At 67.0% G+C, this 14,083-nt stretch carries 11 protein-coding genes; 9 read left to right on the top strand and 2 right to left on the bottom strand.

The genetic code is table 11. The features are described from left to right. The first annotated feature begins 98 nt into the window (after positions 1 to 98). The 6 genes from ACP69V_RS04750 to ACP69V_RS04725 are packed head-to-tail and all read left to right on the top strand — an operon-like array spanning position 99 to position 8,065. Complete coding sequence (locus tag ACP69V_RS04750; RefSeq protein WP_426022861.1) at positions 99 to 1,394, top strand: alginate export family protein; 1,296 nt, start codon at positions 99 to 101, stop codon at positions 1,392 to 1,394. Between the two features lie 15 nt (positions 1,395 to 1,409). Next, complete coding sequence (locus ACP69V_RS04745) at positions 1,410 to 3,014, top strand: cbb3-type cytochrome c oxidase subunit I (protein WP_426022860.1); 1,605 nt, start codon at positions 1,410 to 1,412, stop codon at positions 3,012 to 3,014. After that, positions 3,011 to 3,631 (top strand): cbb3-type cytochrome c oxidase subunit II, encoded by a 621-nt coding sequence (locus tag ACP69V_RS04740; RefSeq protein ID WP_426022859.1) that lies wholly within the window; start codon positions 3,011 to 3,013, stop codon positions 3,629 to 3,631. The genes ACP69V_RS04745 and ACP69V_RS04740 overlap by 4 nt, the downstream gene beginning before the upstream one ends. Beyond that, positions 3,628 to 4,857, top strand: a complete 1,230-nt coding sequence (locus ACP69V_RS04735; protein WP_426022858.1) for a c-type cytochrome — start codon at positions 3,628 to 3,630, stop codon at positions 4,855 to 4,857. The genes ACP69V_RS04740 and ACP69V_RS04735 overlap by 4 nt, the downstream gene beginning before the upstream one ends. Positions 4,858 to 4,859: 2 nt before the next feature. Further along, on the top strand, positions 4,860 to 5,885 hold the full coding sequence (locus ACP69V_RS04730; protein ID WP_426022857.1) for a c-type cytochrome: 1,026 nt from the start codon (positions 4,860 to 4,862) through the stop codon (positions 5,883 to 5,885). Further along, a complete protein-coding gene (locus ACP69V_RS04725) occupies positions 5,882 to 8,065 on the top strand; it encodes a heavy metal translocating P-type ATPase (RefSeq protein ID WP_426022856.1) in 2,184 nt (727 codons plus the stop codon). The genes ACP69V_RS04730 and ACP69V_RS04725 overlap by 4 nt, the downstream gene beginning before the upstream one ends. A gap of 224 nt (positions 8,066 to 8,289) precedes the next feature. On the opposite strand, the gene ACP69V_RS04720 is transcribed toward ACP69V_RS04725, so the two are convergent. Next, on the bottom strand, positions 8,290 to 8,688 hold the full coding sequence (locus tag ACP69V_RS04720; protein ID WP_304936757.1) for a nuclear transport factor 2 family protein: 399 nt from the start codon (positions 8,686 to 8,688) through the stop codon (positions 8,290 to 8,292). Between the two features lie 80 nt (positions 8,689 to 8,768). Next, the gene (locus ACP69V_RS04715) at positions 8,769 to 9,008 is read right to left on the bottom strand and encodes a response regulator transcription factor (RefSeq protein WP_426022855.1); all 240 of its coding nucleotides are present in this window, start codon (positions 9,006 to 9,008) and stop codon (positions 8,769 to 8,771) included. Positions 9,009 to 9,528: 520 nt separating this feature from the next. On the opposite strand from ACP69V_RS04715, the gene ACP69V_RS04710 reads away from it, so the two are divergent. The 3 genes from ACP69V_RS04710 to ACP69V_RS04700 all read left to right on the top strand — a co-directional run bounded on the left by ACP69V_RS04710 (position 9,529) and on the right by ACP69V_RS04700 (position 14,043). Further along, on the top strand, positions 9,529 to 10,011 hold the full coding sequence (locus tag ACP69V_RS04710; RefSeq protein WP_426024032.1) for an RNA polymerase sigma factor: 483 nt from the start codon (positions 9,529 to 9,531) through the stop codon (positions 10,009 to 10,011). Next, positions 9,923 to 11,017 carry a FecR family protein gene (locus ACP69V_RS04705; protein WP_426022854.1) on the top strand — a complete coding sequence of 365 codons (1,095 nt, stop codon included), beginning with the start codon at positions 9,923 to 9,925 and terminating at the stop codon, positions 11,015 to 11,017. The genes ACP69V_RS04710 and ACP69V_RS04705 overlap by 89 nt, the downstream gene beginning before the upstream one ends. A gap of 71 nt (positions 11,018 to 11,088) precedes the next feature. Further along, the gene (locus ACP69V_RS04700; RefSeq protein WP_426022853.1) at positions 11,089 to 14,043 is read left to right on the top strand and encodes a TonB-dependent receptor; all 2,955 of its coding nucleotides are present in this window, start codon (positions 11,089 to 11,091) and stop codon (positions 14,041 to 14,043) included. Positions 14,044 to 14,083 lie beyond the last annotated feature (40 nt).

Raw genomic sequence — 14,083 nt, 5'->3', positions numbered from 1 at the left:
GCCTGTTGCGACAAAACGCAGCAGGAAACGACGATGGGAGACATCAAGAGGCCCGCGCCAGCCACGGGAACGCGTGTCCGGTGCTGATTTCTATCCTCATGAGCGGCGCTCTCGCCGCCAGCGGGCAGCAGGCGGTCGCCGACAACGGCTGGCGCGTGTCCGGATCGGCGCGCGCGCGGGGAGAGACGCTGTCGGGTCAATTTCGTCCGACGGCGGAGCCGAGCGACGCCGTCCTGACAACGCGGCTGACGCTTGCCGCCGAGCGGGATGTGGGTCGCGTGACGTTCGGCGGCGAGGTTTTCGATTCCCGGGCGTTTGGTCAAGGACCGCTGTCGTCGGTCGGCGTTGGCGAGGTCAATGCGCTGGAGCTGGTTCAGGCCTACGCCAAGATCCGTCTCGGCGCGCGACGTGAGCGGACGCTGCAGTTCGGCCGGTTTACCATGGACCTGGGATCCAAGCGTTTCGTCTCTCGTCAGAATTTTCGCAACACCACCAACGCCTATACCGGCGCCCGCTTCGACACGCCCCTGGCCGACGGCGCGCTGACGGCCTTCTGGGTCATGCCGCAGGTGCGGCTGCCCGACGATAGGCCCGCCATCGAGGACAACCGGATCGCGTGGGACCGAGAGAGTCCCGATTTGCAGTTCGCCGGCCTGTTCTGGACCCGCGACCTCGGCCGGGGACAATCGCTCGCCCTCTATGTCTACGGCCTGACCGAAAGCGATGACGCGGCTCAGCAGACCCGCAACCGCCGGCTGGCGACGCCCGGCGTCCGTTGGCGCAAGGCTCCGGCGGCTGGCGCGTGGGATGTCGAGGTCGAGGCGGCGGCCCAGGTGGGCCAGGTTCGACGCTCGGCCTCGCCCGCAGACACCCACGATGTGGATGTCAGGGCAGGCTTCATTCATCTGGAGGCGGGACGCACCTTCGCGCACGACTGGTCGCCGAGACTCGCCGCCCAGTTCGACTATGTCACGGGTGATGGGGGACAGGGCGACTATGGCCGGTTCGACACCCTTTACGGCGCACGCCGCTTCGAGTTCGGCCCCGCCGGTCTCTACGGCGCGGTCTCGCGCGCCAACCTCGTGTCGCCCGGCGTTCGCCTCGAGGTAAAGCCCAACCGCAAGCTGGACGGCTTCGTCGCGGTGCGGGGCCTCTGGCTGGAAGACGCTCGCGACAGTCTGGGCGCGACGGGGGTCATGGACCCGTCGGGCGACAGCGGCCGCTTTGGCGGAACCCAGATCGAGGCGCGGGTCCGCTACAAGCTGACCCCTGACGTCACTCTGGAGACCGGCGGCGCCCGGCTCTTCAAGGGCCGCGCCCTGACCGACGCGCCGAACGCGCCGTCGCCCGGCGACACCACCTACGGCTATGTGGACGTAACCTATGCCTTCTGACGGAGTCCTCACCCCATGTCGGTGACCATTGGCCTCCTGCTGGCGCTCAGTTTCCTCGTGTCGTTGCTGGCCCTCGCCTTTCTCATCTGGGCGGTGACAAACCGGCAGCTCCAACTGCACCAGGGCCAGGCCTATACCGTCTTCACGCCCGGCGAGGCGGGCACGCCCGACGATGCGACGATGGCCGGCGAGGACACCCAGTCCGTCGGGCCGCATCACTATGACACCGAGCGCGAGGGCATCGATGCGGTCTCGCGCCGCCCCGTGATGATCCTGATCGGCAGCGGCATCACCTGGCTGGTCATCGGCTCCATCTTCGGCCTGATGGCCTCGCTGAAGCTGCATTGGCCGGACTGGCTGACGGACGTCGCGCCGCTGACCTTTGGCCGGGTCCGCACGCTTCATCTGAACCTTGTGATCTATGGCTGGCTGTCGATGACCGGCATCGGCGTGGCGCTCTGGATCGCCCCGCGCATCTTTCATACGGCGCTGCGACATCCCCGACTGCCGGTGATCGGGGCCGTGCTCTGGAACATCGCCGTGGCCTGCGGCGCTCTGGCGATCGCCTCGGGGTGGACGGACGGCGAGGAATGGCTGGAGATCCCCTGGCAGATCGATGGGCTGTTGGCCCTGGCCGGGGCCTTCTTCGTCTGGCCGCTTCTCCACACAGCGCTGCGGCGCAACGTGGACCACATCTATGTGACCGGTTGGTACTATCTCGGGGCGCTGTGCTGGTTCCCCATCCTGTTCTTCATCGCCAATCTGCCGGGCATCCATTCGGGCGTGCAGGAAGCGACGGTCAACTGGTGGTTCGCCCACAATGTCTTGGGGCTCTGGCTGACCCCGCTGGGCGTGGGCGCGGCCTATTATTTCATTCCCAAGATCATCGGCAAACCAATCTACTCCTACAGCCTGTCGCTGCTCGGCTTCTGGGCGCTGGCGCTGTTCTACAGTCAGGTCGGCATCCACCATCTGATCGGCGGTCCGGTGCCGACCTGGGTGGTGACCCTGTCGATCGTCCACAGTGTGATGATGTTCGTCCCGGTGATCGCCGTGGCCATCAACCAGCACGTCACGGTCGCCCGCAACCTCTGGGCCTTCAAGGCCTCGGTCCCTCTGCGCTTCATCTCGCTAGGGGCGGTCATGTACACCCTGGCGTCCTTCCAGGGGTCGATCGAAGCCTTGCGCACGATCAATACCGTAACCCACTTCACCCAATACACGGTCGGCCACGCCCATCTGGGCGCCTATGGTTTTGTGTCCTTCATACTGTTCGGCGCGGTCTACCACATGGGGCCGCGACTGACGGGACGGCAATGGCCCGCGCCCGCCCTTATCAAGGTCCATTTCTGGCTCGTGGTGGTGGGTTTCTCCATCTACTTCTTCGCCCTGACCATCGGCGGCGTGCTCCAAGGCCTGGCCATGCTGGACGCGACGCGCCCCTTCGCCGACAGTGTCACCGTCCTGGCGCCCTATCTTGAGGCCCGGTCTGTCGGCGGCGCGCTGATGACCCTGGGCCATCTCATCTTCGCGGGCCAATTCGTCGCCTTGCTGGCGCAGGGACGCGCGCCCCAGGCCGGCGCCGCGCCCACCGACACCGTTCCGGCGACCGCAGCATGAACCGCGTCATCCCTCTGGGCGTCCTCGCCCTCGCCATCCTGGCGTTCGCCACCCTGATGCTGGTCATCCTTCCCGGCATCCAAATTCGCGAGCAAGCGCCCACCCCCGGTCTGCTGCCCTACACGGAGGCGGAGCTTCGGGGACGGGCGGTCTATGTCTCCGAAGGCTGCGTCTACTGTCATAGCCAGCAGCCCCGTGCATTGGATCAGGCGCCAGACGGCGAACGCGGCTGGGGGCGCGCGGCGGTGGCCTCCGACTATTTCTACGACCAGCCCCACCAGCTCGGCACCATGCGCACCGGGCCGGATCTTCAGAATGTGGGCGCGCGGCTGCCGAGCGAAGCCTGGCATATGACCCATCTCTATCAGCCGCGCGCGATCTACGACTGGAGCATCATGCCGGCCTATCCTTATCTGTTCGAGATCAAGGATAAGGCGGCGGCGGGCGATGTTGTGGTCGCGTTGCCGGAACGCTATGCGCCCAAGGGCAAGGTCGTCGTGGCCAGACCGCAGGCGCGCGACCTCGTGGCCTATCTGCGCAGCCTGGACCGCACCTTCCCTGCCCCGCCCACCGCCGTCCGCGACGACGGCTACAGCGAAAAGGGCGAGCCGAAATGATCCGCAGGCCGCCCGACGCCCCTCAGCCCCGCGAACCGGACGAGGCCTTCGAACCCTACGAGGAGTTCCGGCGCATTCCGCTGCCGGTCTATTGGATCGCCATCGCCCTGGCGATCTGGGGCGCGGTCACCTTGTGGGACAACGCCCAGGCGGTCGGCGTCGGGCGCGAAGAACGCGCCGAGCAGATCGAGGACATCCCCGCCCTCGCCTTGAACAGCGGCGCTCAGGTCTTCGAGGCACGATGTTCGACCTGCCATCAGCCCAACGCCGTGGGCGTGCGCAGCGCCATCCCGCCGCTGGCGGGTTCACGGTTCGTCGCCGCTGATCCGGCCGTCATCGTGCAGATCCTGCTTCACGGGATCGACGGCCCGATCGATGTCGGCGGCAAGGTGTTCGACGGCCATATGCCGAGCTTCGCCAGTGTGCTGTCCGACGCCGAGCTGGCGCGGGTCGCCACCCATGTCCGCCAGACCTGGGGCGGCGATGGCCAAGAGATCACGCCCGCCTTCGTGGCGGCGCAGCGCGATCGCTTCCCCGGCCGCGGGGCCTGGCGCGGAGGCGAGGAGCTGGCGCGGGTCGTCGATCCCGGTCTGGCGCCTCAACCTTCGGTCGGACCTGTCCGGATCTCCAGTTTCGACGATCCTCGCGTGATGCGTCTGGTTACACAGGGCCAGGGCGAAGCCTGGGCCTGCGCCTCCTGTCACGGCGCCGCGGGCGAGGGCGGCGCCAACGTGCCCCGGCTCGCGGGTCTGCCCGAGGGCTATATCGTCAAACAGCTGCAGGACTATGTCTCGGGCCGCCGTCGCAATGAGACCATGCAGACCGTCGCCGGCGCCCTGAGCGACGCCGACCGGCGCGGCCTCGCGCGGTACTATTCGGCCCTTCGCACGCCCTCCACCGCGCAGCCGGAACTGGGCGGCGACATGGCGCGTGGCGAGCAGCTGGCGCTGTATGGCGACTGGTCCAAGAACCTTCCCGCCTGTTTCAGCTGCCACGGCCCCTCGGGCTTTGGCGTGGCGCCGCACTTCCCCTCCCTGGCGGCCCAGCATCCCGCCTATACCGCCTCGCAGCTGGCCGCCTGGGTCGGGGGGCAGCGCGACAACTCCGAGGTCCAGCTGATGAACGAGGTCGCACGCAATCTGTCCGACGCGGACCGACGCGCGGTCGCCGACTATCTTGCAACCCTTCCGCCGGTGCCGGCCGTTTCCGATGATGAAAGGCGATGACCATGGACGACGACGCTCCGCCTCCCGCCCCACAGGACCGGCCCGCCAAGGGCCGGTTCGCCCGCGATGTGATCTACGCCGTCGGCGGCGGCTTCGCCCTGTTCGCCATCGCCGCCTACGCCTTCGACGCGGGCTGGCTGCGCGATCGCAAGGCCGGCGAGGCCGACGGCGACGATAACGTCAATGCGGCCCTGTTCCAGCCGCCGCCGGACAGCGCCATCCCCGACGGACCGGAAGGCGATGCGATCCGGCGCGGCCAGGCGATCTTCATGAACACCTCGGCCAATGCCTCGGATTTCGTCGGCAACAATCTGTCGTGCTCGAACTGCCATCTCGACGGCGGCCGACGGCCCAACTCGGCGCCGATGTGGGCGGCCTGGACCGTCTATCCCAAATACCGGTCCAAGAATAAGCAGATCAACACCATGGAAGACCGGGTGAAGGGCTGTTTCACCTATTCGATGAACGCCCAACACTCGCCGACCGGCGGTCCGCCGCCGGCCGGGGACGACGTCTACAAAGACCTTCAGATCTATATGCACTGGCTCGCCAGCGGGGCCCCGACGGGCCAAGACCTGGAGGGCGCCGGCTATCCGGAGCTTGAAAAGACCGCAGCGGGATACGACCCGGCGCGCGGGAGACAGGTTTACGCCGCCAACTGCGCGACCTGCCACGGTGCAGACGGCCAGGGGCAGTACGACCTCAATGGGCGCCCGGTCTTCCCGGCGCTCTGGGGACCCCGGTCCTATAACTGGGGCGCCGGCATGGCGCGGGTGAACACCGCCGCGGGCTTCATCAAGGCCAATATGCCGCTCGGCCAGACCGATCGTCTCACAGACCAGCAGGCCTGGGACGTCGCCGCCTTCATCAACAGCCACGAGCGCCCCAAGGACCCCCGCCAGACCGGCACGGTGCAGGAGACGGCGCAGAAAAACCACGGCGGCGAGGAGACGTTTTACGGGCGGACTTATCAAGGCCGTCTGATCGGGGTGGGCACCCCTGAACCGACCTCCCGCGCTCGGCCTTGAGCGCAGAACCCCGCCAGCAGCTGTTCGCCGTCGACGGCCTCTTCTGCGGCGGGTGCGCCCGCGGTCTGGAGCGTCGGCTTGGCGAAACCCCGGGCGTCCTCCTGGCCCGGGTCCATCACCTCTCCGCCTCGGCCCTGGTTCGATGGGAAGCCCAGCGCTGCGACGTCGCTCATCTTCGCGCCGTCGTCCGTCAGGCCGGCTATCGCCTGATCGAGCGCGCCGACCCCCAGGATGCGGTGGACCGGTTCGACGGTCAGATCCGTCAGCTCACGCTCAGGCTCGCCGTGTCGGTCGCCTTCGGCATGTGGGCGATGGTCGCAGCGATCGTGATCTATGTGACACCGAGCCTCGGCGCGGACCTCGCCTGGAGGCTGGCTATCGCCAGCGGTCTCCTGGCCCTGCCGGCCCTCGTCTACGGCGGTTGGGACATCGGCCGCATGGCGATCCGATCCCTACGTCTCCGCGCGCCCGGGCTCGACCTCCTGGTCACGCTCGGCGTTCTGGGCGCCGTGGCGGCCTCGCTCGTTCATCTGGGGGCCAGCGATCGCCACGTCTATTTCGACACGGCGGTTATGCTGATCACCCTGCTGCTGACCGGACGTCTGATCGAGACCCATATCCGCCGCGGCGCGGCCCAGGCCGTGGTGGCCATGGGCCGTCTGTTCGACGACACGGCCCTGGTCTGGCGGGGAGCGGACGGCTGGCGAACGGCGCCCAGCGCCGGCCTCCGCCTCGGCGACCGCGTGCGGATCCCCGCCGGCGCCGTGGCGACCGTCGACGGCCTGGTTTTGACCGGCGAGAGCCGCCTAAACGCGGCCGTTCTGAATGGCGAGTCCGCGCCGCGCGCCGTCGCTGCGGGCGATCGCGTCAGCGCGGGGGCCGTCAATCTCGACCGGATGATCGAAGTTTCGGTTGATCGCGAAGCTGGGGATCGCGACGTGGATCGGATGGGCGGACGGGTGGCCTTAGAACTGGCGACGCGCGGCGGTGACGAGGACCGGATCGCGCGCTTGGCCGGCACGCTGACCCAGGGCCTGATCCTGGCGGCCGTCCTGGTGACGGCGGCGACGCTGGCGCTCACGGCCGATGTGGGCGAGGCGGTGATGCGCGGTCTGGTCGTGCTCCTGGCGGCCTGCCCCTGCGCCCTGGCCTTGGCCGCGCCCTTGGCGCAGGCGCGGCTCTCGGCCAGGGCCGCCAGACACGGGCTGCGGTTTTCCGATCCCGGCGTCGTCGATCGCATGGCCGGGTTGCGCACCGTCTTTCTGGACAAGACCGGGACCCTGACCCTCGGCCGCCCCGAAGTGGTCGCCGTCGCCCCCTGCCCCGGCTGGTCCGCAGCGCAGGTGCTGGATCTGGCGGCGCGTGCGGAGACAGGGGTCGCCCATCCCCTTGCGCAAGCCGTCGTCGCCGCCGCGCCGATCGGCGACGCGGACGTCGTCGGCGGCCAACGCCTGAATCGCGGCGCCGAGACGACCCTGGCGGACGGAACCCACATCCATGTCGGCGGCGTCGCTAGCCTGCAGGGAGAAACCCGTCTTCGGGTCACCGTGGATGGTCTCGCGGTCGGCGATCTTCTGCTCGCCGATGCGTTGGACCCCAGCGCCGCTGACGGCGTTGCGCGGCTCAAACGGCGGGGATTGCAGGTTATCATGGCCACCGGCGACGCCGAGGGGCCGGCCCTGGCGGTCGCGCAGCGGATCGGCCTGGACGCCGCTGCGGTCCATTGGGGCTGTACCCCCGCCGACAAGGCCGACAGGGTCAGGAACACGAGCGGACCTGTGCTCTTCGTCGGCGACGGCGTGAATGACGCCCCCGCCATGACCGCAGCCGCGTGCGGGGTCTCGGTGGCCCGGGCCCATCCGGCCGCGACGGCCACGGCGGCGATCGTCATCCTCGAAGGTGGTCTTGAACAGATCGACGTGGCGCTAAGCCTGGCTGACGAGACGCGACGCACCATCCGCCAGAATGTCGTCCTCGCCCTCGCCTACAACGTCATCGTCCTGCCCCTGGCTGCCTTGGGCCTGTTGTCGCCCTTTGGGGCCGCAGTCGCCATGACCGCCAGCTCCCTGCTGGTGATGCTGAATGCGCTGCGCGGGCCAAAGACGCGCCCTTCCAGCGAGAAAAGCCCTCGGAATCGGTCCTGGCCGCCCGACACGCTCACGGTTCGCCTTGACCCCTAGCTTGGAACGAGCGCCCCCGCTGTTCGCCCATAATCCCCGGCCCTAGGCGGGCTTGGCTTTCCGTTTCAGGGGCGTAGGATGTCGAACGGCGGGCCTCGTCCGGATAGCCTTCGATCTGGAGCCAGGGGACGCAATGCGTCGGCAGCGATCGCGGGTGAAGACGTCGAGCTTCACACAGAAGTTCCCGGCCCGCCCCCTCCACCCTGCCGACGGTCTGAATGCGGCTACCATCGCGCTCCGCCCAAGCGGCGCCAGAGGTCCGTTTCCGCCTTGGGCACCTCCGCCAGATCGGCATGATCCCGCCAGTGGGTGATAACGCCCTGGTCGACCTCGAAGATGCTGATCGCGCGCACGTCCACCAGACCGCCCCGGCGGGCGGCTAGGAAATAGGCGCTGTCGGCGATGACCAGATCCTCCTCCACGACGCATTTGAGGATATGGAGCTCGACGAGCGAATAGGCTTGAAACAGCCGCCGCCAGAACCCGAGCAGCGCGGCTTTGCCGACGAGGACGCCAGCGACGTCGAACCGGGCGTCGATATCGTCTGCGACAAGAGACTCAAGCCGTCGGACGTCGCGAAACGCGATCTCCCTGGCGAAAGCTTGAACGACGTCTCCGGGCATGGACGAAATGATCACGGTTCAGATGATCGATCATGACCCGATTCTCGATGAAAAATCGCGCGTCGCGTGTGGATCCCCCATCAGTCCGGCTCAATCAAGCCGGCCCGGACCGCAACTACGACAGCCTCGATTCTGGTCCGGACCCGGAGTTTCGCAGCGACCTTTTCCAAATAGCTATCGACCGTGCGCGGGGACAGTCCCAGGATGCTGCCGATGTCGCCCGAACTCTTGCCGCGGCAAACCCAGGTGAGGCATTCGAGTTCTCGCGGGCTCAGTGCGAGGTTCTGTGTTCCGACGTCTGTCTGACGGTGTGGTGTCATGGGATCACTCGTCTTTAGAGGCGCACGATGACGCGGTCCGTCAGCCTGAACAACGCCGTCGATTTGCGGAGACTCCGCAACAAACTTGCGGAAATCCCGGAGCGGTTTTCATCAGCGCCGCGCGTCTGTCGCGCTTTACCCATCGCTTGCCCTGCCGGCTCCCGAGCCCTAAATCCTGAGACGTCGGGCGCCGCCAGATAGGGGCGGAACTTGAGCCGGGGACTGCCTTTGGCGGTGGCGGCGTTTCATCCTGAAGTAGCGGGCCTCTTCGCAGAGGATTCCTCGCCCGACCCCTCCGCCTTGCACCGCGACTCGGATTGATTCATTGTCGGTTGTCGGCGTCCGCGTCGATAGGGGCCGGGAATCCCCTGTGCGAAGCTCAACCTTAACGGCCGCGCCTTGACGCGTGGCGTCCGTCCGCCATCGCCTGCGGCGCACCTTTGCGTGCGCCCGGACGCCACGCGGTCGCGCTCTCGGATTCCCGCCGTCTGACAGCCGGCTGGAGGTCGCGTTGAGCGATGTGAAGGAGTTGAATTCGGGCGCCGCGGCGAGCCTCAACGGGCTCTACCGCCGCTATTCGGGATGGCTGGGCAAGCGGCTTCGTGGACGCGTCGGCGTCGATGAGGCCGACGACGTGGTGCAGGAAACCTATCTTCGCCTCACGCCGTACCTTCTCGAAGACATCCGCCATCCGAAAGCCCTGCTTCTTCGGGTCGCGCTCAACCTCGTCCGCGACGAACGGCGCCGTCTTGTGCGCCGCGAGCGCGCCTTGCAGGGTACGGGTTCGACCTTGGACGCGGCGGCCGACGCGCCTGTCGATCGCCTCTACCTCAAGCAGGTCCTCCAGACGATGCCACCCCTCTACAGGGACGTCTTCGTCTTGAGCCGGTTTGACGGTATGACATATCCGGAGATTGCTCTGGCTCACGGGATCAGCTTGGCTACCGTCGAACGGCGCATGGCAAAAGCTATTGAGCACTGCATGGCGCAACTGGACGTCTAAGGCACGAACGATGACTGCCGATAAAGACCTGGACGCGAGACGTCGTGAAGCCGCGTCGTGGTTCGCGACCCTCAATCAGAAGCGTGTGACGGCCGCGGACGTCACAGCCTTCAGCCAATGGCGCCGCGACCCAAAGAACGCCGAGGCCTACGCCCGCATCGAAACGATGTGGGAGACGGCGGGCAGCCTCAAGGGGGACGCCGACATCGCCGTCTTGACCGAAGGTGCGCGCGCTCGCGCTGACGCGTCGCGCAAAACCCAAAGCCGATTCTCCAAAGCGCTCGTACCGACCGGCGCCATCGCCGCGATCGCGGCCGCAGCGATCGGCGTCATGATATGGTCCGCCCGTCCGCTGTCTTATGAGACGGGGCTGGGAGAGCGACGGGTCGTGGTCCTGGCCGACGGCTCGAAGGTCACGCTGGACACCGAGTCTCGCATCACCGTGAAACTCACCCGTGGCCGCCGCGCTGTCGAATTGGCGAGCGGCCAGGCCTTTTTTGACGTTGAGGGCGATCCGACCCGTCCGTTCGTCGTCAGCGCGGGTGGCACCGACGTCACCGCCGTCGGAACCCGGTTCGACGTCCGCCGAGCGGGCGACGGCGCGCAGGTCACCCTCGTCGAGGGCAAGGTCGATGTTCTGGACCGAGAGGGCTCGTCGCCACGCTGGTCCCTCACGCCTGGCCAGCAGATTGTCACCGCCTCCCCGCGTCCCGCCGTACGATCGGTGGATGTGGCGTCGGAAACCAGCTGGACGGCCGGTCGTCTCGTCTTCGCTGGCGACACCGTCGAAACCGCCGTCGCCGAGGTCAATCGCTACAGCCGCACCAAGGTCGTTCTTCAGTCGCCTGGCATCTCCCGCATCGCCGTCAGCGGCGCTTTCAACACGGGCGATGTCGAGGGCTTCGTCTCCGCGCTCGTCGAGCTCTATCCCGTCGTCGCCGAGCGGACTCCAACCGGCCAGATCGTCATTCGTGACGCCCCCGCAAAAAATGCGGCGGTGCGCTGAGGGGTTTTACCGCTCCCCTTCGTCTCTTCCCCAACCCGCGTTTGTGCGGGTATCCATTTCGGGGGAGTGTTATGCGTATCGGTCCTTGTTCCACTGCGCTTGGCGTATTGATGCTCGCTGCGGCGACGCCTGTCATCGCCCAGGCGCAAACGGCTGCCGTGCAGTTCCGCGTTCCCGCCAGCCCGCTGCAAACCGCACTGCCCCTGTTCGCGGCCCAAAGCGGCGAGCAAATTCTCTACTCCACCGACCTCGTCGCAGGCCGCCAGTCCCCCGGCGTCAATGGCGCGCTTGGGACGGACCAAGCGCTCACCGCCCTGCTGCAGGGCACCGGACTACGGGGTCGGCGGACGAGTTCCAACACGCTCGTCGTCTTCGATCCCACCGCCCGTGCAGAAGCGACGGACGAGGCGGTCGAGATCGCGGAAGTGATCGTCACTGGCAGCTTGATCCGCGGCGTCGCCGACGGCCCCTCGCCCGTCATCACCGTGACCCGGGACGATATCGACCGGCAAGGACATGGAACGGTCGCCCAAGCGCTTGCCGCCCTGCCCCAAAACTTTGGCGGCACCGGTAACGATGCCGCCATGAGCAACGGCGGCGACCGGACGGGTACGAACAGCTTTTACGCCTCGGGCGTCAATCTGCGCGGCTTGGGCAGCGATGCGACTCTCGTTCTGGTCAACGGCCGACGAATGGCGGGCACAGGAAACAAGGGCGACTTCGCCGATGTCTCCACAATACCGACCAGCGCCGTGGCCCGCATCGACGTGCTGCTCGATGGTGCGTCAGCGCTTTACGGAGCGGATGCCGTGGGCGGCGTCGTTAACATCATCCTGCGTGAGGACTATGACGGCGCCGAGACGCGGGTCCGGTACGGCGTCACCTCGGATGGGACGAGCGATGAGTTCCAGATTGCCCACACCGTCGGGGGCCGGTGGTCGTCAGGCTCGATCCTGGGCACCTATGAATACAATGACCGCAGCCGCCTGGCGGCATCCGAGCGGGACCGGGCGAACGACGCGGACTTGCGGCGGTTCGGAGGCTCCGACCGGCGTCGCATCTTCAGCAACCCCGGCAACATCGTCGTCTTCGACACCGCAGCCGGCGGCTATATCCCCACCTACGCCATCCCCAGTGGGCAGAATGGCGAAGGCCTGAGCCCGAGTGACTTCATCGCCGGTCAGGGCAATCTCTACAATCACCGCGAGGGCCTGAACGTTCTGCCGGAGCAAACCCGACACAGCGCCTATCTAGTCCTCAATCAGGACCTCGGCGACCGCGTCTCGGTCAACGCCGATGTTCGCTATGGCCTGCGCGAGTTTGAGGCGGTGTCTCAAGGGTTTCCAACGACCTTCACCGTCACCGCAGCGAACCCCTATTTTGTGTCTCCGACAGGCGCGACATCACACATCATCGCCTATAATTTCGGCCGCGATCTCGGCAATCCGAGGATCGAAGGCCGTGCCGAAAGCTTGGGCGGTTCGATCGGGGCCAAGATCGATCTGGCAGGAAGCTGGCGGCTGGACACCTACGCCGCCTACGCGCGCGAACACGGCGAAAACTCGAGCAGCAATCAGCTGAACTCCACCTTCCTGCGCGAGGCGCTCGGCGCGATCGCCGATAATCCGGCGACCAACTACAGCGCACCGCGCGATGGATACTTCAATCCCTTCGCCGACGGCTCGAACAGCTCGCCGGCAGCCTTGGCCTTCATCGGCTCCGGCTGGGCGCGCGGTGTCGGGGAGACGACGGTTTCGTCCGTCAATGCCCTGGCGGACGGGTCCCTGTTCACCCTTCCCGCCGGGGACGCCAAACTGGCCGCGGGCGTCGCCTTCCGCCGCGAGACCTTCGAACGTCAGGACACAAGCTTCACATCAGGCGTAGCGCCGTCGGTCGGCGTCCCCGTCGCCTTCGACCGCGAGGTGGCGTCCGCCTTCGCGGAAGTCCGCATCCCCCTCTTCAGTGCCGCAAACCGCCGCGCTGGATTCGAGAGGCTTGAGCTATCGATCGCCGGTCGGTTCGAGAATTATTCCGACGCCGGGCAAACGACCAGCCCCAAGGTCGGGGTTCTGTGGCAGCCCTATTCCGAACTGGTGCTGCGCGCCAACTACGGCGAGTCCTTTCGCGCGCCGGCGCTGCGCGAACTGAACGAGACGGCGGACCAGAGCCCGACGTTCCTCCCGCGCGGATCGCAGCAGGTGCTTGCCGAAATTCTCTACGGCGGCAATCCCGACCTTGAGCCCGAGCAGGCCAAGAGCTGGACGCTTGGCGGAGACTATCGGCCAGCGGCCCTTCCCGGCCTTCGCGTGGGCCTCAATCTGTTCCGGATCGATTTCGACAACCAGATCGGTCAGCCCGCCTTCACGGCCCTCACCACCGCCCTCACCAATCCCGCCCTGTCGGCCTTTGTTCGCATCATCGATCCGATCAACAACGCGCAGGACCGCGCCGACATGCAGGCGTTGCTGGACCTGCCGACGACAGCGCTTGCCGATCTGTTCCCCGCCGAGGCCTATGGCGCCATCGTCGATGCCCGGTTTGTGAACACGTCCAGCGTGCTGCTCGAAGGGATCGACGCCAATCTCGGCTACGCTTTCGACGTCGGCGACCATGCGTTCGAGCTCGACGCCAACCTGACCTATCTCGACCAGTTCGATACCCGCGCGACCCCGACCGCGCCCGTTCAGTCCGGCATCAACAGTCCCAACCTGCCCGTCGATCTGCGGGCGCGGGCGTCGGCAAGCTGGACCCGTCGCGACTGGGGCGCCTCGGCGGCTTTCAATTATGTCGACGGCTACCCGGACGTCACGGGTCGCCCCATCGGCTCATGGACGACAGCGGACGTCCAGCTTCGCTACGCGCCGACGCGCGGACTTTTCGAAAGGACGACGCTGACGCTGAATGTCCAGAACCTCCTGGACAGCGACCCGCCCTTCTACGACGCGCCCGAGGGCGTCGCTTACGACGCCGCCAACACCAATATTCTTGGCCGATTCATCTCCATCCAGTTGACGCGGGCCTGGTGATGAAACCGATCCTCGGCCTTGTGGCCGCGGCGACCCGGCC

Source organism: Brevundimonas sp. PWP3-1b1 (assembly GCF_049896065.1).
Classification (GTDB): Bacteria; Pseudomonadota; Alphaproteobacteria; order Caulobacterales; family Caulobacteraceae; genus Brevundimonas; species Brevundimonas intermedia_B.
Note: the sequence above shows the minus strand (reverse complement) of the source record. Positions and strands in the feature narration are given on the sequence as shown.

Excerpts from the sequence above, each read along its gene's own strand:
- ACP69V_RS04750 (WP_426022861.1), top strand. The coding sequence starts at position 99 with ATGAGCGGCGCTCTCGCCGCCAGCGGGCAGCAGGCGGTCGCCGACAAC.
- ACP69V_RS04745 (WP_426022860.1), top strand. The coding sequence starts at position 1,410 with ATGTCGGTGACCATTGGCCTCCTGCTGGCGCTCAGTTTCCTCGTGTCG.
- ACP69V_RS04740 (WP_426022859.1), top strand. The coding sequence starts at position 3,011 with ATGAACCGCGTCATCCCTCTGGGCGTCCTCGCCCTCGCCATCCTGGCG.
- ACP69V_RS04735 (WP_426022858.1), top strand. The coding sequence starts at position 3,628 with ATGATCCGCAGGCCGCCCGACGCCCCTCAGCCCCGCGAACCGGACGAG.
- ACP69V_RS04730 (WP_426022857.1), top strand. The coding sequence starts at position 4,860 with ATGGACGACGACGCTCCGCCTCCCGCCCCACAGGACCGGCCCGCCAAG.
- ACP69V_RS04720 (WP_304936757.1), bottom strand. The coding sequence starts at position 8,688 with ATGCCCGGAGACGTCGTTCAAGCTTTCGCCAGGGAGATCGCGTTTCGC.
- ACP69V_RS04715 (WP_426022855.1), bottom strand. The coding sequence starts at position 9,008 with ATGACACCACACCGTCAGACAGACGTCGGAACACAGAACCTCGCACTG.
- ACP69V_RS04700 (WP_426022853.1), top strand. The coding sequence starts at position 11,089 with ATGCGTATCGGTCCTTGTTCCACTGCGCTTGGCGTATTGATGCTCGCT.